Here is a 25,854-nt window from a genome sequence, read left to right as displayed (position 1 = left end):
GCCTAGCGGGTGCGATCGGCCAATCGCGCCCGATAGCTGCCCGGACTGTAACCGGTCCATTTCTTGAAAGCGCGGTGGAAGGCGCTGGGCTCCTGGAAGCCGGTCTGCTCGGCGATTTCGGCGATGCTCAGCACACCTTCGCGCAAACGTTCGAACGCCATGGCACGGCGCACTTCATCCTTGATCTGCTGGTAGGAGCGCCCTTCGCGCTCCAGCTGCCGGCGAAAGGTGCTGGCGCTGATGCCCTGCTGCTCGGCCATGGCCTGGAGGGTCGGCCATTGGCCGTAGCGCCGGACACGCAGATGGCGATAGACCACCGCTGCCAGGCCGTTCTGATTGCGAAAGCGAATCACCAGCCCCTGGGGCGCACTGCGCAGGAAGGTCTTCAGCGCGGCCAGGTCCTGCACCACCGGCAAGCGCAGGTAGGCGCTGTCGAACTCCACTTCCGTACGCCCACTGCCCAGCCGCAGGTCCGGGCCCCACAACAAGGTGTCGTCCTCCTGGGCCGGGCGCGCCACGGCCAGTTCGGTACGGTCGATCGCGATGCGCCGTCCGGCCAGCCAGCACAGCAATCCGACCACCAGCACCAGGTAGGTTTCTTCGGCGTAGACCCGCGTCAACGGATCGGTGATGCTCGACTGCACGCTGATCACCACCCGCCCGCCGCGCACCGAAAATGTACCGCGCACATCGCGCAGGAACAGCGCGAAATTGCCCAGGTATTGGCGTAAGGCCTTTTCCAGGGTGGGCTCCTGGATCAACCCCCGGCAGATCAGGGCGAAGCTGCCCAAGGGCATGCCATGGCTGTCGAGGTGGAAGAACTCATCGTTCAGCACATGGATCATTTGCAACCAGAGCTGGGCGAACGCCTTGGCCGGCACCCTGGCCTGGGGCTGCTCGAGCAGTGCCGGGTCGATCCCCACGCCGCGCAGGTAGGCATCGCGTTCGGCGGGGCGCTCGCGCAGGGCATGGAGCATGGCGTTGAGAAAGTACACCGCGACCGAATCGCTATCGCGCATGGCTGGTTTTCACTGTCTATGCTGGGTGGCAAAAAATGCCAGGTTTACTGAACAGATCCGGCATAGGCCAAGCCTGGGCGGTTGCCTAGACTCGACCCATTCCGGGAACGCCGGCCATTGTCTCAGAGCCTGTGCCGGTCCCGCCATGCCTTCGCAATCGGAGCCTTCCATGAGCAACGCAGAAATCTACGTCGTCAGTGCAGTCCGTTCGGCCATCGGTGGTTTCGGTGGGTCTCTCAAGGACCTGCCACTGGCAGACCTGGCCAGCGCCATCACCCGCGCCGCCATCGAGCGCTCGGGTGTCGCCGCCAGCGATGTCGGCCATGTGGTCATGGGTACCGTGATCCCGACCGAGCCGCGCGATGCCTACCTGAGCCGCGTCGCCTCGATGAACGCGGGCGTGCCCAAGGAAACCCCAGCCTTCAACGTCAATCGTCTGTGCGGCTCTGGCCTGCAAGCCATCGTCTCGGCCGCCCAGACCCTGCTGCTGGGTGACACCGATGTGGCCCTGGCCGCTGGCGCCGAATCCATGAGCCGTGGCCCCTACCTGCTGCCGCAAGCCCGTTGGGGCGCGCGCATGGGTGACCTGCAGGGCATCGACTACACCGTCGGCGTGCTGCAAGACCCCTTCGAGCACTTCCACATGGGCATCACCGCCGAGAACGTCGCCGCCCAGCATGGCATCACGCGCGAAATGCAGGATGAACTGGCCCTGACCAGTCAGCGCCGCGCCGCCCGCGCCATCGCCGAAGGTCGCTTCGACAGCCAGATCGTCCCGATCGAGCTGAAAACCCGCAAAGGCAGCGTGCAGTTCGCCACCGACGAGCACGTGCGTGGCGAAGTGACCGCCGAGCAACTGGCAGGCATGAAGCCGGTGTTCAAGAAAGACGGCAGCGTCACCGCCGGCAACGCCAGTGGCATCAACGACGGTGCAGCCGGCCTGGTCCTGGCCACTGGCGATGCGGTTCGCCGCCTGGGCCTGAAGCCTCTGGCACGCCTGGTGGCCTACGCCCACGCTGGCGTCGAGCCGGAGCTGATGGGCCTGGGCCCGATCCCGGCCACACGCAAAGTCCTGGAAAAAGCCGGCCTGAGCATCAAGGATCTGGACGTGATCGAGTCCAACGAAGCCTTCGCCGCCCAGGCCTGCGCCGTGGCCCGCGCGCTGGACTTCGATCCAGAGAAGGTCAACCCCAATGGTTCGGGCATCTCCCTCGGCCACCCAGTCGGTGCCACCGGAGCGATCATCGCCACCAAGGCCATTCATGAACTGCAACGCACCCAGGGCCGCTATGCCCTGGCCACCATGTGCATCGGCGGCGGCCAAGGCATCGCCGTTGTCTTCGAGCGCGTCTGAGGAGCCTGAACGTGAGCATTCAACACATCGCCGTGATCGGCGCCGGCACCATGGGCAACGGTATCGCCCAGGTGTGCGCGGTGGCCGGTTACCAGGTCCTGCTGATCGACGTCTCGCAGGCGGCACTGGAGCGTGGCGTGGCCACCCTGGGCAAGAACCTGGAGCGTCAGGTCAACAAAGGCAGACTGGAAGCCGACAAGGCCGAGGCGGCCAAGACGCGCATCCGCACCAGCACCGACTATGCCGACTTGGGCAGCGCGCAACTGGTGATCGAAGCGGCCACCGAGAACCTGGAGCTCAAGCAACGCATCCTCAAGCAGGTGGCGGCCAACGTCGCCAGCGACTGCCTGATCGCCACCAACACCTCGTCGCTGTCGGTCACTGCGCTGGCGGCCAGCATCGAGCACCCTGAGCGCTTCATTGGCGTGCACTTCTTCAACCCAGTGCCGATGATGGCCCTGGTGGAGATCATCCGCGGCCTGCAAACCAGCGACAGTACCTATGCCCAGGCACTGGTGGTCACCGAAAAGCTGGGCAAGACGCCGATCACCGCCGGCAACCGCCCGGGCTTCGTGGTCAACCGCATCCTGGTGCCGATGATCAACGAGGCGATCTTCGTCCGCCAAGAGGGCCTGGCCAGTGCCGAGGACATCGACACCGGCATGCGTCTGGGCTGCAATCAGCCGATCGGCCCGCTGGCCCTGGCCGACCTGATCGGCCTGGACACCTTGCTGGCGATCATGGAGGCCTTCCACGAGGGCTTCAACGACAGCAAGTACCGCCCTGCCCCGCTGCTCAAGGAAATGGTCGCCGCCGGCTACCTGGGCCGTAAGAGCGGTCGCGGTTTCTTCACCTACTGATCGGGAGCGAGCGCCATGCCAGTCACTGCCGCCCTACGCTGTGCGAGCTTCGAAGAGCGCCGCGACAAGGCCATGGCGCTCTTTGCCGAAAAAGGCTTTGGCCAGGTCAGCATGCGCGAGCTGGCGGCCCATGTGGGCTTGACCGCAGGCTCGCTGTATCACCATTTCCCCAGCAAGCAGGACCTTTTGTTCGACTTGATCGAGGAGCTCTATGAAGAGCTGCAGGCAACACTCGACCAGGGCCGGCGCGCCCTCGCTCGCGGCCAGGCGGTGCTGCCTTGTTTGATTGCCGCACATTGGCAATTGCACGAGGAGCGCCCCCTGCAGTTTCGTCTGGCCGAGCGCGATTTCTGCTGTTTGAGCGAAGACCAGCAAGCCCGCCTGGCCAGTACGCGGGCCCGCTACGAGAAAGGCTTGCTGCACCTGATCGCGCCACAGGCCCGGCTGCAAGGCCAGGCCTTGGCGGCCACCGGGCATGTGCTGGCCACACTGCTCAACCAACTGCCCGGACTGCTGCGCGGGCGTGAGCTGGACAGCGACCAAGGCCTGGACTTGATGCAGAGCCTGCTGCTCGGCGCGCTGGAACGTACGCTGGGCTAGACCAGCTGGCCTGGAGTCGAGAGGTGCCAATCAGACACCAATCGGCGCATTGCCGCCTTGGTCAATGCCAGGCGTTGATTGAGCCGCCATTGTTTCACCTGCGCCTGAAGCGCATCGAACTCCTGCCGGGTCCCACCGCGACTGGACAACTCCTGCTCTTTCTTGCGGTATTCTCGTGGCAGCTTGAGTCTGGACCCATAGGCGTGCTCAAGGTACTTGTTCCAGAAGGATTGGTTGACCATCCACAATGAAAGCGTGTCCTCGTCCTGGCTTCTCAAAATGGTTTCGCGGGCGTTCTCGACGCCTTCGTCAATGTCGCCCACCACGTCTTCGAAACGTATTTGACTGGGATGGCCCGGCAACTGCAGGTCCTTGTACAAGCGAACCCGAAATGCGAGCACCACTTCGACCTCATCCACAGGGCCACGCATGCCTGCGGCAAAACGCCTGGCATACTCCTCCAACGCGTTTTGCCGCCAAAGCTGCCCCCCCAAGCGCAGCAGCCCTGGTTCTGGATCGACTTCGTATTCATCATGCTCGGCGTCCCACGCCAGCTTTCTGTTTTCCAGGTCGACGAAACGCAACAGGGCGTTATCACCACAGTTGGGTTCTTGAGCCAGTGCCAACAAATGCTCGCTCAGCGCTTCGTCTTCCTCCATAGCACCGAGCAGGGAGAAGATTCGATCGGCCAGGTCGCGTGCGGTTTGGTCTATCGCAAAATCCTTGGACTGCACCAGGCGCTCCAACACCCGAACGAATTCCTCGGATTCGGGATCGCTTACCAATAGATGCCAGCGATGCGCCATTTCGTCCCGGTCCTTGGCATCGATACGATCCAGCCAAAGCAAGCGCGCCGGAACCTTGCCATCATCGGGCCGATACCAGGCACCTACTTGTGTCGCCGAACGGCCGAGTGTCTTGCTTGCAAAACGCACCCTGCCTTTACCCCACAGCGGCGACTCCAGAAGTCCTTCAGGCAACACTTTGAAGTCATTGCCCATCATGTCCAGCTCATACAGTTTTTGGTGCGACTCCACGCCGATGGGCATTGCGTCCAGCTGATCGTCACGCAGTATCAATGTTGTCAGTCTCGGCATTGCTGTGATCGAAAACGGGAGTTTCAGCGGGTTGCGTGACAGATTCAGGTATTCCAATGCCGCGCACTCTTCGATCAGCTCTACCTGCGCGGCATCCAGTCGGATCTTGTTGTCGGACAGGTCGAGAATTCGCAGGAGCTCCCGCTTGCCAGTCATCTGCGGGAACCGTTTCAACTTGCAATGGGTGATTTCCACCGAGACCAGATTCGGAAAAGCATTCAGGAATCCGTCAGGAAGATCTTGGAGCGCCATCGAGCGAAAATCGATTGCGGTGACATGTGGGAAACTTATTGGCTCGGGCAGGTCCGGCAAACTGCTCACATCCAGCCCCCTGCGAGAAAACCTGTAGCGCAACCGATCCTCCAATGGCTTGGGCTGCTCGGGTATCAAGTGGCGCCAGCAGCGGATCAGTTCCTTGCGCAACTTGTAGCGCGAATTGCGCTCATAGTGGAGGAGCCCCTCTCGCTGCCAGTTCGTCAGGGTGGCGCTGAGCAGTTCGTGCTGATCCTCCAGCTGGTTGAGTACATCCTGTAGGTTGTTGCCACGGTCCCGCATGCTTCGCAGCCATTTCTGAATATCACTGTCACTGAAACTGGGGTACAGGTATCGAAGTTTGGCCACCAGCGACCTGGGGCTGCCGAAACCAAAGAGCCGCCGACCACCGCTCAACGGGTAGCCGACCCGGCCATCGTCCAGGCGAAACGGCAGCAGGAAGGAAGGTGTGGGCTGTTCCCGGCCCATCAGCTCGGCCAGCTCCTGACGGCGCGAGGCAACGTCCTTGGCCAGCGTCTCGCGAAGCTGTTGGCCGAATGGTTCGCCAATGTTCATCGCCTCTCGCTGCGCCTGGGTGAATACGTCCGCCAGTACCTCGAATAGCTCGCCGGGCTGGTCAAGCGCATGACCGCGCTCATCGCGCAATACGAACACGCCTTCCTGATGGCTGAGGTGGATGGTCTCGATGGCCTCGTTTGCAGAGCGAGGCGCCAGCAGGCCGTCCCCGTCGGACAGCACCCAGTGCCGGCCCTGCGGCGCACCTGGCAAATTATCGATCAGCTTGATGACGCCACGGGCCATATCGAGCGTCTGCGGCGTGTCGATGAATAGCCCCTCGAATACCCGCGCCACCCGGATACGCATCGCCCGTTGTCGGGCAACCTGGGCCATCGGCAAGGGTACCCGCCCGGTCTGAACCAGCAATTCACGGTCTCCATCGCTCGCCTCGCTCAGGAGCTGCTCGGCAGCAAGCCGATGCAGGCTAGGGAAGTCCCTGCGCAATGCCTGCACCGAAGCATCTTCGCTGACGTTGCTCTTGTCGTAGAGGTTCTGAAACAAGACCCGTCGCTGCTCCCAGACCACCTCCGCCAGGGCTTCGCCCTCCAGCCCGGCTACACCCGGTAGCTCCAGCACCTCTTCGAGCAGCGCCGGGTCGATCACATTCCGGCCTTCCTGCAGGCGATCCTTGACCTCAACGATACGATTGGCCAGCACGAAGCGGTTCACCGTATCGGTCAGTTCTGCCTCGGGTACATTGGCAAAGACATGCACAGCCCGCAGGTGGTCCTCCTCGAGGCCGTGGGCCAGCAGGACTTGCCCAATCTGCTTATCGCTCAGGCTTGCATACGCGACGCCAAGCCTGCGAAACATGCGCTCGGTGCCTCGCCATTCCGCGGGCCGTTCGCTCCACAGCCGCCAGGCACCAGCACCATTGTGTTCGAGCAGTGGGGCATGATTTTCGTAAGGCTCCAGGTACCAATCTTCGCTTTCGGTTTGGTACACCGGGTAGTAATACCCTTCCATTTCGATCCACGATTGCTCGCCCAGGCGGTAGATCCCGCTTTGATCGACAATCGCCTGCGCAGGTGGCGGTTCGCTGACGTAAGGCGCCAGATCCTGGTTCCAGAGTTTTTCGCTGCCATCTTCAAGCATCGCAGGTACCAGCCCGTCCACCAGGACACTGCGCGTCCACAGCGTTCGCGCCGCCGCCACTCCGACAGCCGTGGCCCCCAGCAGGGCCACGTCCTTGCCTACGTTCACCAAATGGTCCAGAGCCGCATTGGTGTCCCCCTCCCGCCAGTCCTTGACCGACTGGAATACCTCGCTGAGCAGCTCCCAGGCCATCACCGCCAACAACGCCGCGCCGATCGCCGGGATGAACAGCCCTGCGAGCGCCAACAGGGCCATCCCTTGCGCATGCCGACGCTCGCTCTTGGCCAACGCGACATCGCCATCGATGCGCGCAACAGGTGTGGCGAACACGGCCGCGTCGTCCTTGATTTGCTGGATGCGCATCGTCGCCAAATGGTCGAACAAGGGCGTCGGGTAGACCTTCATGTGCTGGTCCAACTCCCGCGTGGCCCAGTCCGCCACATCGCCCACCCGCTGTTGGACAGCGGCAAAGAATCCGGCGCGGTCGCGCTGAAGGACGAACCGCTCGAAGAACTGCCGGTAATCGTCCTTGCGCAGGCGCTTGCCCAGAATCTTCCTGGCGAAGCCTTCCAGGTTCTTGGCGACGCACCAGGCACCTAGTCGGTCCCCTGGGATATACACCAGCACCCGCTTGCTGCTGTTGAGCAGCAAGCCTTCGTCGATCACGTCCAACACCACGATCTGCTGAAGGTGACAGTTGAATGCCTTGAGCTGCTTGGCGACCACCGGTGCGCCTTCGAGCCGCCCGAGCTTGCCGTCGGTATACAAGCCGATGATCAGTTCGAGTTCGGCGTCCCTGAGTACACCCTCGGCATGGGCCTTGAAGGCGTCCACCAGCAGGTTTGAGCGGTATTGCGCCTTGAGCAAGGCTTTGCAGCTCTGCATGTCTTTGAGCTCTTTGGCCTCAAGCACTGCTTCAAGATGGCTCTGGTACTGTCCCCCCAAGTCCAGGTCACGGCAGAACGTAGCGAATGCCGGCACCGAGGGTGTCGTGAGCGCGGCCCCCGGCCCATCGACCAGCGTGTTACGCGCATGCTGCCCGCCCTCGGCAGCCTGAGCCTTGCTGAAATTGGACATTGCTGCGCTGAGCAACGACACGTCGAAGTAGTCGCTCGCCGGCGTCGGGTAATGGCTGGTGTAGTAACTGTGCTCGGGGCTCGTGTAGGTGTACCACTGGCGCAGGAAGTGCTGCTTTGCATCCAGACCGGCGTTGAATTTCTCTTGCAGCGCGGTGTTCAGGCGCGTGATGCAGAAGCTGTCGAGGCTTTCAATCTTGCTCCAACACTTGGCCAATTGCCGACGACTCTGCAGGCCGTTGACCAACGCCTCCCGCAGGAGCGTGAAATCAGAAACCCGAACCTTGCCCATCCAATCAGGCAGGCGCTTGGCAATCAGTTGATCCTGGAACTGCTGCGCAATGGCCATCATGTCCATGGCCGTCGATTGCGCGTTGTCACTGACGTTTCCCATACCGCGAATTCCCTCACCGATAAACGAAGCGGTGAGGCTAGAGAGGACGGTACAGGTACACGCGTTAAATAGTTACGTCTGGTGTGTCAACGACTAAAGGCTCACGCCCAACGCCTGCCGCAATCGATCGGCACGTGCATCATCGGCCGCGCCAACCAGGGCAAAATTGTAGGCGCCATGAGACCAGTAGCGCGCTTCGAGCTGCCCCTCAGTCCGTTGCCCGCTGGGCATACGTGCAAAGCGCTCGCTGGGCGAGCGCAGGAACAAGCTGATCCGCTCACCCTTGTTGTCCTGAAACACCAGCAGCGCCGCCGGGCCTTGTTCGTTGCTCAGCAGCCGGGCGCCCACCGGCTGGAACCCGTAGGCGCCAAGGTCCGGCAACTGCCCGACGCGGTCGAAATGGCGCTCGAGCCAGGCCTGCAAGAGCTGTGGGTCGCCGGCCTGGACATCCAGCTTGGTTCCACCTGCGAACAGGCGATGGGCCTGTACGGCGTCGGCCATCGGCAAGATATCGGCCACCAGCGTTGCCTCGCGGGCCTGCCACCCTCCGAAACCTCCCACGCCCAGCGCCAGAAGCAGCAACGCAGCCGATGCCCACTGCCGCTGGCGACGCTGACGCAAGCGCCGCTTTAACTGCCCAAGATCCAGGTCGGTCGTGGTGGTGGCCTGCCCGAATCCGGCCAGGGCCGCGCGCAGGCGCCGGGCGTCGTTGCGCCAGGCCTCCACCTGCGCCGCCTCCTGCGGATTGGCTGCCAGCCAGGCGTGCACCTGGGCTCTGCGCACCGGGTCGAGCCGGTCATCGATGTAGGCATGCAGCTCATGTTCGGTGGGGATCAACGGGGTCATTTCAGTCTCCGCAAGGCTGGGGGCGTCGGGTCGCCCTCGGTCAGGTCGCGCAGGGCGGCTCGGGCGCGTGACAGGCGCGACATGACCGTACCGATGGGGATGCCCAGGGCTTGGGCGGCCTCTTTGTAGCTCAACCCTTCGACGCTCACCAGCAACAGCAAGGCGCGCTGTTCCGTGGACAGCCGGGCGAAGGCCGCAAGGTCGGCATGGGCCATGACGATGCGCTCGGTTTCGCCGCCCAGCGCTTCTTCCTGGCCACGGCCGAACCAGGCCAGCCAGCGGGCATGCAGGCGCTCGCGGCGCTTGCCGTCGAGAAACAGGCGATAAAGGATGGTGAACAGCCAGGCGCGCAGGCTGTCGGCGTCACGCTGCTGCCCGCTGCGGCGCAAGGCGCGCTCGATGGTAGCCTGGACCAGATCGTCGGCGCTGCCAGACTCACGGCACAGCCACAACGCGAAGCGGCGCAGCCGCTGCAGCAGTTCGCGCCATTGTTGTTCATCCAGGTCGTGCATGGTCAGGTCCCGGGCCCTTTGATGGTCAGTCTAAGGGGGCAGACGCACTGGCACGACATTTATTCCCATAGCGGGAATAAATCTCTGGCCGGCCCGTCGTACCGGCTCATTCACTGCGTGGAACCTGACCATGACCACTTCTCTGCACGGCCCGGCCAAGGCCTTGCGCCTGGCGGCCATCGGCGCGGCCCTGCTGGCCGTGGGCGCCGGCTTTGCCTATGCCGCCGGCTGGATCGGTGCCCCGGCGCTGACGCCCCAACGCATCATCGACACCTTCGAAGCCCAGGCCGGCCATTACCCCGGCTATCGCAAGAACCACGCCAAAGGCCTGTGCGTGAGCGGCTACTTCCAGAGCAGCGGACTGGCCGAGCCGTTGTCCAGTGCGCGGGTGTTCAGCCAGCCCCGCGTGCCAGTCGTTGGCCGCTTCGCCATCGGTGGCGCCAACCCGTTCGCCCCGGACACCAGCATTCCGGTACGCAGCCTGGCGCTGCAATTCAGCACCGATGACGGGCAGATCTGGCGGACCGGCATGAACAATCCGCCTGTGCTGGCAATCGGCACGCCGCAAGCGTTCTACGAGCAAGTCCTGGCCATGGCGCCAACCCCTGCCACCGGCAAGCCCGACCCTGCAAAGATGCAGGCCTTCTTCGCGGCCCACCCCGAAAGCGCGGCCTTCCGTCAATGGGCCGCCACCTACAAACCCAGCGACAGCTTCGCCAGCACCCAATACCACAGCATCAATGCCTTCCTGCTCAAGGATCGCGGCGGCATCAGCCATCCGGTGCGCTGGCAGCTGGAACCGCAAACCCCGTTCGTAGCGCTGCCGACGCAAATCGATGACAAGCAGTTCCTGCAGCACGACCTGCAGCGACGCCTGGCGCAAGGCCCGCTGCGCTGGACGCTGCGTCTGGTGCTTGCCGAACCCGGCGACCCAGTGGATGACGCCTCTCGCCCCTGGCCGGCCGAGCGGCGCAGCATCGAGGCCGGCACCCTGGTCGTCGAACAGGTCGATGCGCCCGAACAAGGCGCGTGCCGTGACATCAACTTCGACCCGCTGATCCTGCCCAAGGGCATCGAGCCCTCCGCCGACCCGATCCTGGCCGCTCGTTCGGCCGCGTACTCGGAGTCTTTCAACCGCCGCAGCCGCGAGTCTCTCGCTACCGGAGCACGCCCATGACCGTCACCGTCTTCCATCCACTCGCCCGACTGGTGCATTGGCTGATGGCCGTGCTGATCCTGGCGATGCTGTTCATCGGCGTGAGCATGGTCGGCGACCTGTCGCCACGCCATCCGCTGCTGGTCGAGTTGCACAAGGCCACGGGGCTGACCTTGCTGGTGTTGGTGGTGCTGCGCATCGCCCTGCGCCTGACCCTACCTCACCCACCGCTGCCCAGGGACATTCCGCCCGTTCAGCGCCTGGCCGCCGGTGCTTCCCACCTGCTGCTGTATGGCCTGATGCTAGCCATGCCGCTGCTTGGCTGGGCCATGCTCTCGGCCGGCGACTACCCGCGCCCACTGCAACTGCCGGCCATCGCCCCCCATGACCTGCAGCTGTACGCGGTGTTGCGCCAGGCTCACGGCTGGGCTGGCTACCTGTTATTCGCCACCATCCTGGTGCACCTGGGCGCTGCGTTGATGCACGCTTGGGTGCGTCGGGACGGCGTATTGCGTAGCATGTGGCCTGGCCCAGTGCGCCGCAGCGAATGAGCGCTGTGGGCCAGTTTGGCCCCTGACCTCCAACCGACTGGACTGCCCATGACCGCTGCAAAGGACCCTGCTGCCCTGATTCCCCCTGCGACCTTGGATCTGCGCCCGCTGCTGCTGATCAGCGGCGCGTGCACCCTGTCGATGATGGCGTTCGTGGCACTGATCGGCCCGATCGCCCGCCAGCTGGGCATGGCTACCTGGCAGGCAGGTGCAGCAGTGACCGTGGCAGGGGTGGTCTGGGTACTGCTGGCCCGGCCTTGGGGGCGCGCCGCCGACCGCTATGGCCGCAGACGCATCCTGTTGCTGGGCAGCGCGGGCTTCACGCTTTCGTATTGGTCGCTGTGCCTGTTCATCGACGGTGCACTGCGCTGGATGCCTGGGGCGACCCTGGCCTTCATCGGCCTGATGCTCACTCGCGGTCTGATCGGTGCGTTCTATGCAGCACTACCGGTAGGGGCCAACGCCCTGATCGCCGACCATGTCGAACCCCAACGCCGGGCGCGGGCCATGGCTTCGCTGGGCGCAGCCAACGCCGTCGGCCTGGTCCTGGGGCCGGCCTTGGCCGCCTTGCTGGCTCGCCACAGCCTGAGCATGCCGTTCTATGTCATGTCGCTGTTGCCGGCGAGCGCTTTCTTCGTGCTGCTGTTCAAACTCAAACCACAACCCTTGGCACATGGCCATGCGCCTAGCCCGGTGCGGCTGCGCGATCCGCGCCTGCGTCGCCCGTTGCTGGTGGCCTTCAGCGCCATGTTCAGCGTGACGGTCTCGCAGATCACCGTGGGCTTCTTTGCCCTCGACCGCCTGCACCTGGCCGCGGTCGAGGCTGCCCAGGCCGCGGGCATCGCCCTCACCTGCGTAGGTGTCGCGCTGATACTGGCCCAGGTACTGCTGCGCAAGCTCGAGTGGCCGCCGCTGAAGATGATCCGCGTGGGCGCCACAGTCTCGGCATTGGGGTTTGCCAGCGCCGCCCTGGCGAACACCGCGCCTTGGCTGTGGGGGGCATTCTTCGTGGCAGCCGCTGGCATGGGGTTTGTCTTCCCGGCGTTTTCGGCACTGGCGGCCAACGCCATGCATGCCACCGAACAAGGCGCCACCGCAGGTTCCATCGGCGCGGCCCAGGGCATGGGCGCAGTGCTCGGTCCGCTGGCCGGCACGCTGGTCTATGCGGTCGATCCAGCCCTGCCCTTCGCGGCGGTCGCTGTGCTGTTGCTGCTGGTCGGGCTATGGCCGACACCCGCCGATAAACGTCACTGACAAGCACAGCGCGTTGCTGTCCAGAGTGTGCTTTAATGCGTCGCCCATTATTTTTGACACCTCTCTATCTAACAAGGCGGCTATGGACACGGGGACACGACTCAAACTGGTGCGTGAACGCAACAACCTCTCCCAGCGGGAGCTGGCCCGCCGTAGCGGCCTGACCAACTCGACGATCTCGCAGATCGAGCAGAATCGCGTCAGCCCGTCGGTCAGCTCCCTTAAAAAGCTGCTCGAAGGCATCCCCATGTCCCTGGCGGAATTCTTCAGCTTCGATGAGCCGGTGCGCGAAGAGCGCTATGTGTTCCGCGGCGGCGAGCAACCCGACCTGGGCCGCAATGGCCTGCGCATGCTGTTGGTCGGCGCCAGCGTCCCCGGCCGGCAAATGCGCATGCTGCGCGAGCTCTACGCACCGGGCGCCGATTCGGGCGAACCGATCGTGCACTCCGAAGGCGAAGAATGTGGCCTGGTCACCCGTGGCACCATCGAGCTGTGGGTCGATGGCCAGGTAAGTGTCCTCAATGCAGGCGATGGCTACTACATCCCCACCACCCTGCCGCACAGTTTCAAGAACATCGGCCCGGACGAGGCCGAGATCATCAGCGCCAACACCCCGGCCAACTTCTGATCCGCCGTGCTGCCGCCCAACAGCCGAGAAGCCTGCCAACGCCTGCGTGACGCCGCTCTGGGTATCCATGCGCTGCAGGTGTTGGCCCGCACACCCGAGGGGCAGGTCGATGTACGCATCGACGGCTGGCAGCTGCGCTTGCTGCTGGACGCCGATGGCCTGGTCCAGTGCAGCCATTGCCGCACGCCCGACGGCCATGAAGCCGGCCTGCAAGATTGGCACCGCTATGGCACCAACCCCACCGATCTGCTGAGTATCTGGGAGCGTGGCCGCATCGAGCAGCTCCTGGCCACGGGAATCTCTGAATGAAGCGCATCAGCCTGTTGCTCGGCCTGGCGCTCGCCTTGCCGGCCCTGGCCGAAAACACTTGCCCGCCTGGGCAGTACCAGGTGTGCCTGATGGGCTGTTTCTGCGCACCGATCGACCCAGGCCAGGCCGGCCAGGTACTCAAGGACGTCGAACTCATGGCCTCCGGTAGCCTGGCCTTCGCTCTGCGCCAAGCTCGCGACGAAGCCACCGCCAACGGCACCGAGCCGATTCCCCTGCACATCCGCGCCCAACTCGAGCCCTGGTATGACTTTGCCGTGCTCGATGCAGCGCGTTATCGGGTGGGAGACGAGCAGCAGGTCAGCGCGGCCAATGCCCTGCTGCAAAACCCGGACGTGAACGCGGTGACCCTGATCGACACGATCATCTTCCGCCACGCCCAAGACGCCGAGGACAACGTGGCGCTCTGGGCTCATGAACTCAAGCATGTGCAGCAGTACCAGGACCTGGGGGTGGAGGAATTTGCCCGGCGGTACACCCGCAACTACGAGGACCTGGAAGGGCCGGCCTACAAGATCGAGGCCGAGGTCGCCAAGGCACTGCGACAAAAACAGTCAGGGCAGGCGCGTTGAACATACCTGCCGTCTCAGCAGGTCACTTCATCTGCCAAGAGTGTTCCACGCCGTTAAGCACTTTTTTGTCGAATGCGAGCATTGTCCCACTGGTGCAGCCACCTACCTTGGGCCTACCCATACCACCATCGGCTTTTTCAAGTTAACTATCCGTAATTTCTTACAGATCAAACGCATAACGCCTTGTATTTTTCGCGCCCTGAAAATACTAAGGGACATTCGATATGCTCGTACTTCTCAATCATTCAAGCGCCTTCAGATAAGTAGAACTCCGCTGCTTTGCTGAAAAGGCCGCTTACTTCATTTCTGTTGCCAACTTCAACTTACCGCCCCCTTTGTGCGGGTAACCAAGTATTTAGGCACGCCTGAATGAAATATGGGTTCCACGGCCTTTTCGTAGCGAAGTTACGTAACTCTTGCCCACGTGACTTTCATGAAAAACCAACCTATTTATTCCGGTACCTCTTTGGGCATCCGCTGGATGGCCTGGCTCAACATCGGCGTCCAGGCGGTCCTTCCATTGACCCTGGCATTGGCCACGCCTTCAGCCAGTGCCGCCCCCACCACTGAACCGGCCAAGCGATCACCCGCGCCTTCCCGTCTTCACACCTTCGCCATGGGTGACACCCTGGCCTCGATCGCCACCCAATACGCCACCACCATCGCCACCCTGCGCAGCCTCAACCCCGGCCGCGACCTCGATACCCTCAAGCCCGGCGATCGCTTGGTCGTACCCTCGGCCGCCGCGCACCCGCTGCCGAAGCTGAACTCGCCCGACCCACAGGCCTCCGCCGACGCCCAGGACGAACAGGCCCGCGAGCTCGCCGCCATGGCCAGCGGCACCGGCAACTTCCTCAGCAACAACCCTGACAGCGACGCCGCTGCCGCCATGGCCCGCGGTCTGGCCACCCGCGAGGCCAGCAGCCAGGCTCAGCAGTGGCTCAGCCGCTTCGGCACCGCCCGGGTGCAGATCGATGTGGACGATAAGTTCTCGCTGAAAAACTCCCAGGTCGAACTGCTCGCCCCGCTGCACGACACCCCCGAGCAGTTGCTGTTCACCCAGGGCAGCGTCCACCGCAAGGACGACCGCCAGCAGACCACCCTGGGCCTGGGCGTGCGCCGTTTCAACGACGGCTACATGCTCGGCGCCAATAGCTTTTTGGACTACGACCTGTCCCGCCAACACGCCCGTCTGGGCCTGGGGGTCGAGTACTGGCGCGACTTTCTCAAAGTCAACGCCAACAGCTACACCCGTCTGACCGGCTGGAAGGATTCGCCCGACGTCGAGGACTACCAGGAACGCCCGGCCAACGGCTGGGACCTGCGCACCGAGGCCTGGCTGCCGTCGATGCCGCAGCTCGGCGGCAAGCTCAGCTACGAGCAGTATTACGGCGATGAAGTCGGCCTGTTCGGCAAGGACAACCGCAAGAAAGACCCCAGCGCCGTCACCGTCGGTCTCACCTACACGCCCATCCCTTTGCTGACCCTCAGCGCCGACCAACGCAAGGGCAACGGCGGCAACGAGACCACCGTCGGTGCCGAGTTCAGCTACCAGATCGGCGAGCCCTGGGCCAAGCAGGTCGACCCCGCCGGCGTCGGCGCCCTGCGCACCCTGGCTGGCAGCCGTTACGACCTGGTCGAACGCAACAACCACATCGTCCTCGAGTACCGCAAGAAGCAGGTCATCCAAATGGCCGCCGCCGCCCACGTCAGCGGCCAGGGCGGCGAGACCAAATCCCTGAGCGTGTGGGTCAACAGCAAGTACCCGCTGTCGCACATCGACTGGACAGCCCCGGCGCTGCTGCAGGCCGGCGGCCGGCTCGTGCACGACGGCGGCCCCCACTACAGCGTGGTGCTGCCCGACTACCAAACCCAGCAAACCAACGTCTACACCCTCCACGGCGTGGCCGTGGACAGCAAAGGCAACCGCTCCGGGCGCAGCGAGACCCGCGTGACCGTCAACGCTCCCGCGGTCAGCACGCGCCACTCGACCTTCACCCCTGCCCATACCGTGCTGCCGGCCGATGGCAAGACTCAGCAAACCCTGACCCTCACCATCCGCGACGAGCAGCAGCAGCCGGTGGACATCGCCTTGGCGGATATCAAGATCACCAGCGACCACGTACGCGCAGGCAAGCACGGGGACGACATCAAGGTCTCGGATCCAACACGCACCTCGCCTGGCGTATACGAGATCCGGGTCACTGCCAGCAAGACCGAGCAGACAGTCACCCTGACACCGACGGTTCAGGGCACGGCACTGGCGCAAGCCTTGGTTTCCACAACGAGCGTGCTACCGAACCCAGGCAGCTCTCGATTCTCGGCAAGTCGGCCCACCATTGCAGCTGATAACAAGGCCACCACCACCTTGGCCTTTGACGCCAGGGATGCGAATGGCCTGCCACTCGAGGGCATCGGCAAACACTTGGCGTTCGTGGTGAATGGCGCCAGTGGCAATGTCTCGCCACCGGATGTCACCGTTGAAGCCATCGTGGAAAGCGCAGGCACTTATACCGCGAAGCTGCGCGGCCTCCTGGCAGGCCATTACACCGTTGCGCCTCATTTTGACGGTAAGCCCGTCGGTACCCTGAAAGCCAGCGTGGAATTACAGGCACTGCCGCCCGCGGAGCTCAACTCAGCGTTCAAGGTTATGCCACCGTCCATCGACGCAGATGGCTTCGACTCAACAACCTTGACGTTCATAGCAAGGAATGCCGACAACAAACCCGTGAGCGGCCTGGCCAACCTACTCGTTTTCAACGTGACCGATGACAGCGGCAAACAGCCTGAACCCGGCAAGATCACCGTGACGGCTATTCAAGAAAAAGGCACGACAGGGGAATACAGCGCCACGCTGCGTGGTACTCAAGCTGGGGACTTTACGCTCACACCTGAAGTCGACGGTGACGTCATGGACTCACTGGCAAAATCAGTGGAGCTGAAGGTCTTACCGCCTGCGGCAGGAAGCTCCCGGCTCGTGCTAAGCAAGACCGATATCCTGGCAGATGGCGTGGACGAGGCGAAAGCATCGTTCATTGTCAAGAACTCGCTTGGGCAGCCAATCAGTGGCATTGTCGGCCAAGTGTCATTTACCGTGACCGACTCAAAGGGCAATCCTGCGTCGGATGTTGAATTGAGCCGTATCGTCGAAGTTGGAAACACAGGGGTATACGAGGCTACATTGAGCGGCTCGCAACCCGATCTTTACACCATGACGCCCAAGATCGATAACGAACCTTTGGGAGCGGATGCGCGCCTGTCCCTGATGAGTACTCACATCACCGAACTCCACAGTTACTCGTATCCTGGTAAATATTCACACGCTGTCGATAGCGGGTTCCCCACGACGGCTTACGATCGCGTAGGGTTTTCCGCAACACTTGCAAACGGCGCCCATTCCAAAGATTACAACTGGTCATCCAGTGTCAGCTGGTTGACCCATCGCTCCTCCGGCCTTTTTATATTTTCCACTCCGCCTGATGATGCTTCAGGCGAAATCACCATTACGGGAACCCGCAAGGGCAGCCACGTCTCACACAGCTACACCTTCAGGATAAAAAAATGGTTTTATATCGATAACTCATTATCAAGGAATTGGGCTGCCGCGATGAACAGGTGTTCCGCTCTTGGACTTCAGCCAGTGTCCAAGGCCGACGCCACAAAAGGAGAAGGCGTAATAGGAGTCGGTACCCCAGCTTCAGAGTACGGCTTCGTGGGCTATTCTTTTCTGGCCAACTCTACGTGGCTGTCCGACCCCGCTGGCGCAGGCCACTATCTGCGCCTGCTTCTCATGGACGGGGCAACCGAGGTGGCACCTGAAGGCTCAGTCGATGGCAAAGCAATTTGCTACAGAACCTTAAAGTAACAAACGACCGAGCCCGGTTACATTTCGTACAAAACCTAAACAGCACTACGGCCAACGACTGGTACGTCCGCGAAACACAACCCCAAGAACCGCCGCGCCGCCCTCGACGGCGCGGCGGCATGGGGCATCAGTATCGAGAAATGCCGCGCTAATGGCTGCGGTGCAATGCCCAGCCGGTACAAGGCGTTGTCTTCATGGCGAATGGACATCGCCGACACGAAGCCAATGCCCATCCCCGCCCGTACCGCTTCCTTGACCCCCTCCACTCCGGCAATTTCTAACGCCACGCGCATCGGCACACCCTCCCGGGCAAAGGCGCGCTCCACCAACTGCCGTACCCCCGAGCCACTTTCGCGCAGCACCAACGGATACGCCCCCAGCGCTTGAAGCGTCTGCACCTGAACGCCGTCGGCCAGCGGATGGCCGCTCGGAACGATGGCGACGATCTCGTCCTCGCGCCAGGCGGTGACGCTGGTGCCAAGCGGTAGTTCCTGGCCTGGCGGGCCTTCGATCAAGGCGATGTCCAGCTCACCCAGAGCCGCGACGATTTCCGCCGTGTTGCCATGGGTCGTGGTGATCGCGATATCCGGGTAGCGGGCGTGGAAGTCCGCGATCAGGTAGGGCAACAGGTAACTGGCTGGGGTGGTACTGGCGCCGATGCGCAAGGTGCCGCGCTCCATCCCACGCATGGCGTCGCGCAGGGCCTGGGCCTGGAGAAAGGTCTCGCGCAGGCGTTGGGCGTGGCCTAGCAGTTGCTCGCCGGCGGCCGTCAGGCGCACCCCGCGTCCGGCACGTTGATACAGCGGCTCACCGAACGCTTCCTGCAGCAACTTCAGCTGACCCGACACGGCCGGCTGCGACAAGTGCAGCGCGGCGGCGGCGTGACTGATGTTGCCGTGCTCGGCGACGGTGGCGAAAGTTATCAGTTGTTCAGGGGTCATACGTTCAAAATATCAGCTAAGCGGATACTTGCCATCCTAAATCACGATTTTTTATAAGCTTATAACTGAATTAACGTAGACCTCATCAATACACATCGGAGGTCTTACCATGGCCACGGCCCACCCTACTCCCGCCCTTGCGCCTTCCCACGCGACCCGTGGGCGGCTCAACGGTATTCTGTTCGTCGCCCTGTTCGCCCTCGCCGTCACTCAGGTGGCGGCCCTGCCGGCCATCGCCGGGCTGGGGATCAGCCCGCTGATCGTCGGCATCGTCGCCGGTGCCCTGTATGGCAATGCTCTGCGCTATGGGCTGCCGGAAAGCTGGGCGGCGGGGGTCAACTTCTCGGCGCGCAACCTGCTGCGCCTGGCCGTGGCGTTCTTTGGCCTGCGGGTGAGCTTGCAAGAGATCGCCCAGGTGGGCTGGTCGGGTCTGACAGTCTCGCTGCTGGTGGTGGTCAGCACCCTGCTGGTGGGCCTGTTGGTGGGCATGAAGGTGATGAAGCTTGACCGCGACACGGCGCTGCTGACCGCTGCGGGCAGCGCGATCTGTGGCGCAGCTGCGGTGCTGGCATTCGAATCGGCGCTGCGCTCGCAGCCACACAAGGCGGCCATGGCGGTGGGCAGCGTGGTGCTGTTCGGCACGTTGTCGATGTTCCTTTACCCACTGGCGGTCAGCGCCGGCTGGGTGCAACTCGACAATCTCGGCGTAGGCCTGTTCTTCGGTGGCACCCTGCACGAAGTGGCGCAGGTAGTGGGTGCGGCCAGCAACGTGAGCCCCGAGGCCACCCACATCGCCACCATCGTGAAGATGACCCGTGTGTTGCTGTTGGTGCCGGTGCTGCTGGTGGTGGGCCTGTGGGTCAGCCGCTCGCGCAAGCAAGGCCAGGCCCAGGGCGGCGGGCGTATCGCCGTGCCATGGTTCGCCTTTGGCTTCCTGCTGCTGGTACTGGTCAATTCGTTGCAAGTCCTGCCGGCGGCGGTGGTGAACACCATCAATAGCCTCGACACCTTCGCCCTGACCATGGCCATGACCGCGCTGGGCATGGAAACCCGCGTGAGCCAGATCCGCCAGGCTGGCCCGCGCGCGCTGATCACCGGGGCGATCCTCAACCTGTGGCTGATCGGTGGCGGTCTGGCCATCACCCTGGGAGTACAACGGCTTTTCGGATGAATGGCAGCGGCTGATCCCGGAGCGCCGTGCGCCATCGCAGGCTATGCCGCCGCCCACGATCGTGCAGGGCTGGGGTAACCGCTTGGCAAGCGGCAACGAGGCTTTTTCTGCGCCCCCCTCGTTGCCGTGCGTTTTTGTCGGTATGGTGGTGTCCAAGTAGGAAGTTTCATTGCACAGGAAAGACTTAGATGCCCCAACGCCATGTCATCAACGCATCCGTCAGCCCCAAAGGCAGCCTGGAGACGCTGTCGCAACGTGAAGTCCAGCAACTGAGTGAAGTCGGTACCGGCAGCCTTTACACCCTGTTCCGCCAGTGCGCCCTGGCCATCCTCAACACCGGCGCCCATGTCGACAATGCCAAGACCATCCTCGAGGCCTACAAGGACTTCGAGGTGCGTATCCATCAGCAAGACCGCGGCGTACGCCTGGAGCTGCTCAACGCCCCGGCCGACGCGTTCGTCGATGGCGAGATGATCGCCAGCACCCGCGAAATGCTGTTCAGCGCCCTGCGCGATATCGTCTACACCGAAAGCGAGCTGGCCAGCCAGCGCATCGACCTGGAAAGCTCCCAGGGCATCACCGACTACGTCTTCCACCTGCTGCGCAACGCCCGCACGCTGCGTCCGGGCGTGGAACCGAAGATGGTGGTGTGCTGGGGCGGCCACTCGATCAGCAGCGAGGAATACCAGTACACCAAGAAGGTCGGCCACGAGCTGGGCCTGCGCAAGCTGGACGTATGCACAGGCTGCGGCCCGGGCGTGATGAAAGGCCCGATGAAAGGCGCGACCATCGCCCATGCCAAGCAGCGCATGCACGGCAGCCGTTACCTGGGCCTGACCGAGCCGGGCATCATCGCCGCCGAAGCGCCCAACCCGATCGTCAACGAGCTGGTGATCCTGCCGGACATCGAAAAGCGCCTGGAGGCGTTCGTGCGGGTCGGCCATGGCATCATCATCTTTCCCGGTGGCGCAGGCACGGCCGAAGAGTTCCTGTACCTGCTGGGCATCCTCATGCACCCGGACAACGAAGGCTTGCCCTTCCCCGTCGTGCTCACTGGCCCGCGCAGCGCCGAGGCGTACCTGCAGCAGTTGCATGCCTTCGTCGGCGCGACCCTGGGCGAGACGGCCCAGCAGCATTACCAGATCATCATCGACGACCCGGCCGAAGTGGCCCGGCACATGGTCGAGGGGCTCAAGGCGGTCAAGCAGTTCCGCCGCGAGCGCAACGATGCCTTCCACTTCAACTGGCTGCTGAAGATCGAGGAAGGTTTCCAGCGCCCGTTCGACCCCACCCATGAAAACATGGCCAACCTCGACCTGCGCCGGGACCTGCCGCCCCATGAGCTGGCCGCCAACCTGCGCCGGGCCTTCTCCGGGGTGGTGGCGGGCAACGTCAAGGACAAGGGCATTCGCCTGATCGAAGAGCACGGGCCGTACCAGATCCGTGGCGACAGCGCGGTGCTCGACCCGCTTGGGCGCTTGCTGCAGGCCTTCGTTGATCAGCACCGGATGAAGTTGCCCGGTGGGGCAGCGTATGTGCCTTGCTATCAGGTAGTGACCTAACCCGTCGCGACCGCTGAGCGGCTGAACTCGCGCCCAACAGGTCCGCACGGCCCTTGTGGGAGCGGGTTTACCCGCAAAGCGGACACTACATAGCTCGCGCCAGCGCCACAGCCGCTACTCGCAACATCCTGCAGACATTTCCTACAACAAGCAGTGAACCTGCTTCGATAAAAACGGTCTTTCGCTGACGGTCAACTCACCGACCGGTTCATCGGCCCAGTCATCGGGCCTTCTTTTGTCCAGCTCCAGCGAAGATCACCATGCCTGATTCCCGACCAGCCTCCTTTGCCCTTGCCCCTCTGCTCGCAGCCTCCTTGCTTGCCTTGGCTATCCCCGCGCATGCCGAAGAACCGGCCAGCGACGCACGCTGGGTCAGCGACAGCCTGAGCACCTATGTGCGCAGCGGCCCCACCAACGGCCACCGTATAGTGGGTTCGGTCAAGGCCGGGCAGAAGGTCACGCTGGTGGGCACCCAAGGGGAATACAGCCAGGTCCGCGGGCAAAACGGCGATCTGGTATGGATCCTGAGCAGCGACCTGCAATCGGTCCCGGGCCAGGCCGAACGCCTGCCGGCACTCGACGCGCAGGTGACGCAGTTGTCCGAACAGCTCAAGACCATCGACGACAGCTGGAAGAATCGCGTCCAGGGCATGCAGGAAACCCTCGACTCGCGCAAGGCGCTGATCGACGAACTGGAAACGCGCAACAAGTCGCTCAACGAACAACTCGACCAGGTGCAGTCGTCGCTGCGTGACACCCAGGCGCGTCTGGGTGACGAGAACAAGCAAGTGATGATGCGCTACATGGTCTACGGCGGCAGCATCGCCGGGGCCGGTCTGCTCGCGGGGTTGATCCTGCCGGCATTGACCCGCGGTCGTAAACGCAACGACCGCTGGTTCTGACAATAGCCCTCAGGCGCCGTGCAGACGCGGCGCCCAGTCTTCGACCTGGCGTTGCTCCAGGCGCCGTTGCAGGGTCTTGCGCCAGGATGGCACCAGCGGCAATGCCAGGCATTCGCGTAACAGCTCAGGCTCTAGGTGTTTATCGAACAGCACCGCCGACAGGCGCGCCACCGACCATTCGCCGTGCGGGCGCTCGACCAGCTCCAAGCGCTCGCCCGCCTGCACCACGCCCTCCTCCAGCACCCGGTAATACCAACCGGTGCGCCCACTTTGCTGAACGCGCAAGGCCATCTGCGCCACGTCGAAGCGGTCGTTGAGCTTCCAGCAGGGCATGCGCCCCTGGGACACCTCCAGCAGCGCCGACCCCACACGAATCCGGTCGCCCAGGCAGACATCCGACTCGCGCCAACCGGTGGTGCTGAAGTTCTCGCCGAATGCGCCGGGCTCGGCCAGCAATGGATGCTCGCCAAGCTCTGCCGCCCAGGCTGCATAGTGCTCGCGGGGATAGTGGTGGATGGCCTTTTCCACACCACCGTGGACCCGCAGATCCCCCTGTTCATCGCCTTCGAGCCCGAGCCGTCCTACGGCCAGCGGCCCTTGGCGGGGGTGCTTGGCAATGGCACTGCGCGAGCCAGGGCGGGTGAAAGGTTGGGCCAAGCCTGTGAGCAGGTTGTCCAGGATGAGGCTGTTCAGAATCATGCCAGGGTCTCGTTGGGTTGCCGGCGCAAAGCTTACCCCAGAGACACGAACGCCATGATCACATTCGCCTACCCAGGCCCATCGCACCGGTGGCGACCAGGCCCGGGTGGTCGGCGCGCTACTTGCCGCGGGCCTTGTTGTAGATGGTTTTGGCGCGGTCGGCTGAAGCCTGGCATTCAGCCATGTTGCCTGCGGCCTGAGCCTCCTTGGCCTGGTTGAGCAGGTTCTGATAGTCCTTGGCCATGCCGCCATGCAGGGCCTGGCCATCGGTCCGGTGGATATCCTCAAGTTCCTTGATCTTGGCGGCGCAGTTGGTTTCCGGGCTGGTTTCGGCGTGAACGGTGAAGCTCAATGCAGAAGCGATCAGCAGCAGTGTCAGGGATTTCATGGTGTGTTCTCCGTGAGAAAAGCCGGACTTCTGACAGGCACGTCGGCGGGCCCGACGCAGCCAAAAGCATAGCCTTGCTCAAAGATTCAGCCACAGTTCATTGACGCAAGCGCTCCAGCGCCTGCAGCACGTACCCGGTTGCCCGCTCCACCTGCCCCTCCCGGCAGGCGATCCCCAGCTGACGCCAAAGGCCAGGGCGCAAGGGCCGACGGGCAATCCGCGGGTTCAGCCGCTCCGCTTCGCCTTCTTGGGGCAGCAGTGTCGCGCCATAGCCTGCCGCCACCAGGCTCTTGATCGCATCGTTGTAGTTCAGCTCGATGCGCGCCTCGGGGTACAGCCCCGCTGCGGCGAACCATTCCGCCGTCACCCGCGACAGTTGGGTGGTGTTGTCGTTGAGTATCAGCGCTCGCTCGGCCAGCCAGGCCGGCGTGACCTTAGCGGGCGGCTGCCAGTCGGCCGGCAGGTAGGCCATGATCGGATCGCGTCGCCAGGGGGTGAGCTTCACCCCTCTGCCCGCTACCTGGGGCAGCGCCACCAGGCCGATGTCCAGCGTGCCCTCACGCAGGCGCGCCAGGGAAGCCTGGGAGGTCAGCACCTGCACCTGCACGTCGATGCCCGGATGCGCCTCACGCAGGTGCGCCAAGGCTTTGGGCAGCAGATGGGCGATGGCCCCGGTGGAGGCCCCCAGGCGCACACGCCCGGTCAGCCCCTGCACCTGTCGACGCACCTCGTCCAGGGCCAGGTCGGCATCGGCCAGCAGGCGACGGGCGCGGCCCAGCAGCGTCTCGCCCACGGTGGTGGGGCGCACCTGGCCTCGGGTGCGGGTGAGCAGCGGCGCCCCCACGCGCGCTTCCAGCTCGGCCACGTGCAGGCTGATGGTGGGCGCAGCCAGGTTGAGCTGACGAGCGGCCTCGGCGAAGGAACCGAGGTCGGCGATGACCACCAGCGTGCGCAGGCGGTCGAGGCTGATTTCGCGCATGGGGGTCCTCTGGGGGCTGGCCTGTTCGCGGGTAAACCCGCTCCCACAGGTACGGCGTGGATCCTGGTTCAGCGGTCGGCCTGGGAGCGGATCTACCCGCAAAAAGACTGACACGGTCATTCATTTTTTCTGAATCCAAGCATCATGATATTCAAATTTTCTTTCGTCCAGCCGCAGGCGAGCATAGGCCATCTCTCTCGCACACGGATCCCGACCATGCACACCCCTCTCGTCTTCATCGACGGCGACCAAGGCACCACCGGCCTGCAGATCCATGCCCGCCTGCAAGGCCGCCAGGACGTGCGCCTGCTGACCCTGCCGCACACCGAGCGCAAAGACCCGCAACGCCGCGCCGAGGCCATCAACGACGCCGACATCGCCCTGCTCTGTCTGCCTGACGACGCAGCCCGTGAAGCGGTGGCGGCCATCCACAACCCGGCAGTACGTGTGATCGACGCCAGTTCCGCCCACCGCACCACGCCCGGCTGGGTCTACGGGCTTCCTGAGCTGGACGCCGAACAAGCCGAGCGCATCGCCCGGGCCAAGCGGGTGAGCAACCCCGGTTGCTACCCGACCGGCGCCATCGCTCTGCTGCGCCCGCTGATCCAGGCTGGGCTGCTGCCGGCGGACTATCCGCTGAGCATCCATGCAATCTCGGGGTATTCCGGGGGTGGCCGGTCGGCGGTGGAACTTCATGAGCAAACTAGCGCCGTCAAGGTGCCTGCCCTTCAACTCTATGGCCTGGAACTGGCCCACAAGCATGTACCGGAGATCGAGCGACACGCCGGGCTCGCTGCACGCCCGGTGTTCCTGCCGGGTTATGGCGACTACCGCCAGGGCATCGCGCTGAGCATCCCCCTGCAACTGCGCCTGCTGGCCGGCGGCATCACCGCTGAACACTTGCAAACCTGCCTTGAGCAGCACTACCACGGTGCACGCCATGTACAGGTGATGCCACTGCATCAGCAGGGTCCGGCCAGCAAACTGGACCCCGAGGCGCTCAACGACACCAACGACCTGCGCTTGGCCCTGTTCGCCAACCCGGCCTACGGCCAAGTGGTGCTCACGGCCGTGTTCGACAACCTCGGCAAAGGCGCCTCGGGCGCCGCCGTGCAGAACCTCGACCTGATGCTCGCCGCCCTGGGTTAGACTGTGCCTCCCGCGCCGCTCGGCGC

General features: G+C 63.6%; 22 protein-coding genes. 14 read left to right on the top strand and 8 right to left on the bottom strand.

Annotated elements, in window-relative coordinates; all coding sequences use genetic code 11:
- Positions 1-2: 2 nt before the first annotated feature.
- The gene (locus tag J5X93_RS10660; RefSeq protein ID WP_182941023.1) at positions 3-1,019 is read right to left on the bottom strand and encodes an AraC family transcriptional regulator; all 1,017 of its coding nucleotides are present in this window, start codon (positions 1,017-1,019) and stop codon (positions 3-5) included.
- A 169-nt stretch (positions 1,020-1,188) separates the two neighbouring features.
- Between J5X93_RS10660 and J5X93_RS10655 the strand changes: the two genes are divergently transcribed.
- Genes J5X93_RS10655 through J5X93_RS10645 form a run of 3 tightly spaced genes read left to right on the top strand, consistent with a single transcriptional unit; the run spans position 1,189 to position 3,833 of the window.
- Positions 1,189-2,373 (top strand): acetyl-CoA C-acyltransferase family protein, encoded by a 1,185-nt coding sequence (locus J5X93_RS10655; protein ID WP_043214765.1) that lies wholly within the window; start codon positions 1,189-1,191, stop codon positions 2,371-2,373.
- An 11-nt stretch (positions 2,374-2,384) separates the two neighbouring features.
- Entirely contained in the window at positions 2,385-3,233 is an 849-nt protein-coding gene (locus tag J5X93_RS10650) for a 3-hydroxybutyryl-CoA dehydrogenase (RefSeq protein ID WP_182941026.1), read from the top strand.
- 15 nt (positions 3,234-3,248) lie between these two features.
- Complete coding sequence (locus J5X93_RS10645) at positions 3,249-3,833, top strand: TetR/AcrR family transcriptional regulator (protein WP_182941029.1); 585 nt, start codon at positions 3,249-3,251, stop codon at positions 3,831-3,833.
- On the opposite strand, the gene J5X93_RS10640 is transcribed toward J5X93_RS10645, so the two are convergent.
- The 3 genes from J5X93_RS10640 to J5X93_RS10630 all read right to left on the bottom strand — a co-directional run bounded on the left by J5X93_RS10640 (position 3,830) and on the right by J5X93_RS10630 (position 9,684).
- Positions 3,830-8,326, bottom strand: coding sequence for an NEL-type E3 ubiquitin ligase domain-containing protein (locus tag J5X93_RS10640; RefSeq protein ID WP_182941032.1), 4,497 nt, complete (start codon positions 8,324-8,326; stop codon positions 3,830-3,832). The genes J5X93_RS10645 and J5X93_RS10640 overlap by 4 nt on opposite strands.
- 93 nt (positions 8,327-8,419) lie before the next feature.
- On the bottom strand, positions 8,420-9,172 hold the full coding sequence (locus J5X93_RS10635; protein ID WP_043214757.1) for an anti-sigma factor family protein: 753 nt from the start codon (positions 9,170-9,172) through the stop codon (positions 8,420-8,422).
- Positions 9,169-9,684: a sigma-70 family RNA polymerase sigma factor gene (locus J5X93_RS10630; protein ID WP_043214755.1), complete on the bottom strand. Its 516-nt coding sequence runs from the start codon at positions 9,682-9,684 to the stop codon at positions 9,169-9,171. The genes J5X93_RS10635 and J5X93_RS10630 overlap by 4 nt, the downstream gene beginning before the upstream one ends.
- A 124-nt stretch (positions 9,685-9,808) precedes the next feature.
- On the opposite strand from J5X93_RS10630, the gene J5X93_RS10625 reads away from it, so the two are divergent.
- The 7 genes from J5X93_RS10625 (at position 9,809) to J5X93_RS10595 (ending at position 18,037) form a co-directional block, all read left to right on the top strand.
- The gene (locus J5X93_RS10625; RefSeq protein ID WP_090342137.1) at positions 9,809-10,861 is read left to right on the top strand and encodes a catalase family peroxidase; all 1,053 of its coding nucleotides are present in this window, start codon (positions 9,809-9,811) and stop codon (positions 10,859-10,861) included.
- Positions 10,858-11,391, top strand: a complete 534-nt coding sequence (locus tag J5X93_RS10620) for a cytochrome b (RefSeq protein WP_043214752.1) — start codon at positions 10,858-10,860, stop codon at positions 11,389-11,391. Before J5X93_RS10625 ends, J5X93_RS10620 begins: the two co-directional genes overlap by 4 nt.
- Positions 11,392-11,439: 48 nt before the next feature.
- Positions 11,440-12,645 carry an MFS transporter gene (locus tag J5X93_RS10615; RefSeq protein ID WP_090342134.1) on the top strand — a complete coding sequence of 402 codons (1,206 nt, stop codon included), beginning with the start codon at positions 11,440-11,442 and terminating at the stop codon, positions 12,643-12,645.
- Positions 12,646-12,727: 82 nt separating this feature from the next.
- Positions 12,728-13,273 (top strand): cupin domain-containing protein, encoded by a 546-nt coding sequence (locus J5X93_RS10610; protein WP_043214747.1) that lies wholly within the window; start codon positions 12,728-12,730, stop codon positions 13,271-13,273.
- Between the two features lie 6 nt (positions 13,274-13,279).
- Positions 13,280-13,582: a DUF7693 family protein gene (locus tag J5X93_RS10605; protein WP_324724601.1), complete on the top strand. Its 303-nt coding sequence runs from the start codon at positions 13,280-13,282 to the stop codon at positions 13,580-13,582.
- Positions 13,579-14,172: an eCIS core domain-containing protein gene (locus tag J5X93_RS10600; protein ID WP_090342131.1), complete on the top strand. Its 594-nt coding sequence runs from the start codon at positions 13,579-13,581 to the stop codon at positions 14,170-14,172. The genes J5X93_RS10605 and J5X93_RS10600 overlap by 4 nt, the downstream gene beginning before the upstream one ends.
- A 481-nt stretch (positions 14,173-14,653) precedes the next feature.
- The gene (locus J5X93_RS10595) at positions 14,654-18,037 is read left to right on the top strand and encodes an inverse autotransporter beta domain-containing protein (protein ID WP_250342650.1); all 3,384 of its coding nucleotides are present in this window, start codon (positions 14,654-14,656) and stop codon (positions 18,035-18,037) included.
- Between the two features lie 35 nt (positions 18,038-18,072).
- Here J5X93_RS10595 and J5X93_RS10590 read toward each other — a convergent pair whose 3' ends face one another.
- The gene (locus J5X93_RS10590; RefSeq protein ID WP_043215366.1) at positions 18,073-18,978 is read right to left on the bottom strand and encodes a LysR family transcriptional regulator; all 906 of its coding nucleotides are present in this window, start codon (positions 18,976-18,978) and stop codon (positions 18,073-18,075) included.
- 109 nt (positions 18,979-19,087) lie between these two features.
- Here J5X93_RS10590 and J5X93_RS10585 point away from each other — a divergent pair, with 109 nt between their 5' ends.
- From J5X93_RS10585 to J5X93_RS10575, 3 genes are all read left to right on the top strand, one after another.
- The gene (locus J5X93_RS10585) at positions 19,088-20,149 is read left to right on the top strand and encodes a YeiH family protein (RefSeq protein WP_090345774.1); all 1,062 of its coding nucleotides are present in this window, start codon (positions 19,088-19,090) and stop codon (positions 20,147-20,149) included.
- Positions 20,150-20,337: 188 nt separating this feature from the next.
- The gene (gene ppnN, locus J5X93_RS10580; RefSeq protein WP_182941038.1) at positions 20,338-21,711 is read left to right on the top strand and encodes a nucleotide 5'-monophosphate nucleosidase PpnN; all 1,374 of its coding nucleotides are present in this window, start codon (positions 20,338-20,340) and stop codon (positions 21,709-21,711) included.
- A 260-nt stretch (positions 21,712-21,971) separates the two neighbouring features.
- On the top strand, positions 21,972-22,613 hold the full coding sequence (locus tag J5X93_RS10575) for a TIGR04211 family SH3 domain-containing protein (protein ID WP_043215374.1): 642 nt from the start codon (positions 21,972-21,974) through the stop codon (positions 22,611-22,613).
- 9 nt (positions 22,614-22,622) lie between these two features.
- On the opposite strand, the gene J5X93_RS10570 is transcribed toward J5X93_RS10575, so the two are convergent.
- The 3 genes from J5X93_RS10570 to J5X93_RS10560 form a co-directional block, all read right to left on the bottom strand.
- Positions 22,623-23,312 (bottom strand): MOSC domain-containing protein, encoded by a 690-nt coding sequence (locus J5X93_RS10570; protein WP_102082493.1) that lies wholly within the window; start codon positions 23,310-23,312, stop codon positions 22,623-22,625.
- Between the two features lie 118 nt (positions 23,313-23,430).
- Positions 23,431-23,700 (bottom strand): PA2433 domain-containing protein, encoded by a 270-nt coding sequence (locus tag J5X93_RS10565; protein ID WP_090345767.1) that lies wholly within the window; start codon positions 23,698-23,700, stop codon positions 23,431-23,433.
- A 97-nt stretch (positions 23,701-23,797) separates the two neighbouring features.
- Positions 23,798-24,679, bottom strand: a complete 882-nt coding sequence (locus J5X93_RS10560) for a LysR family transcriptional regulator (protein WP_043215381.1) — start codon at positions 24,677-24,679, stop codon at positions 23,798-23,800.
- A 216-nt stretch (positions 24,680-24,895) separates the two neighbouring features.
- Between J5X93_RS10560 and argC the strand changes: the two genes are divergently transcribed.
- Positions 24,896-25,828 carry an N-acetyl-gamma-glutamyl-phosphate reductase gene (argC, locus tag J5X93_RS10555; protein WP_182941041.1) on the top strand — a complete coding sequence of 311 codons (933 nt, stop codon included), beginning with the start codon at positions 24,896-24,898 and terminating at the stop codon, positions 25,826-25,828.
- The last annotated feature ends 26 nt before the right edge of the window (positions 25,829-25,854 follow it).

Origin of the sequence: Pseudomonas sp. BYT-1, from assembly GCF_023611805.1 — a bacterium.
Taxonomy (GTDB): domain Bacteria; phylum Pseudomonadota; class Gammaproteobacteria; order Pseudomonadales; family Pseudomonadaceae; genus Aquipseudomonas; species Aquipseudomonas guariconensis.
This window is presented reverse-complemented; position numbering and strand designations above follow the sequence as displayed.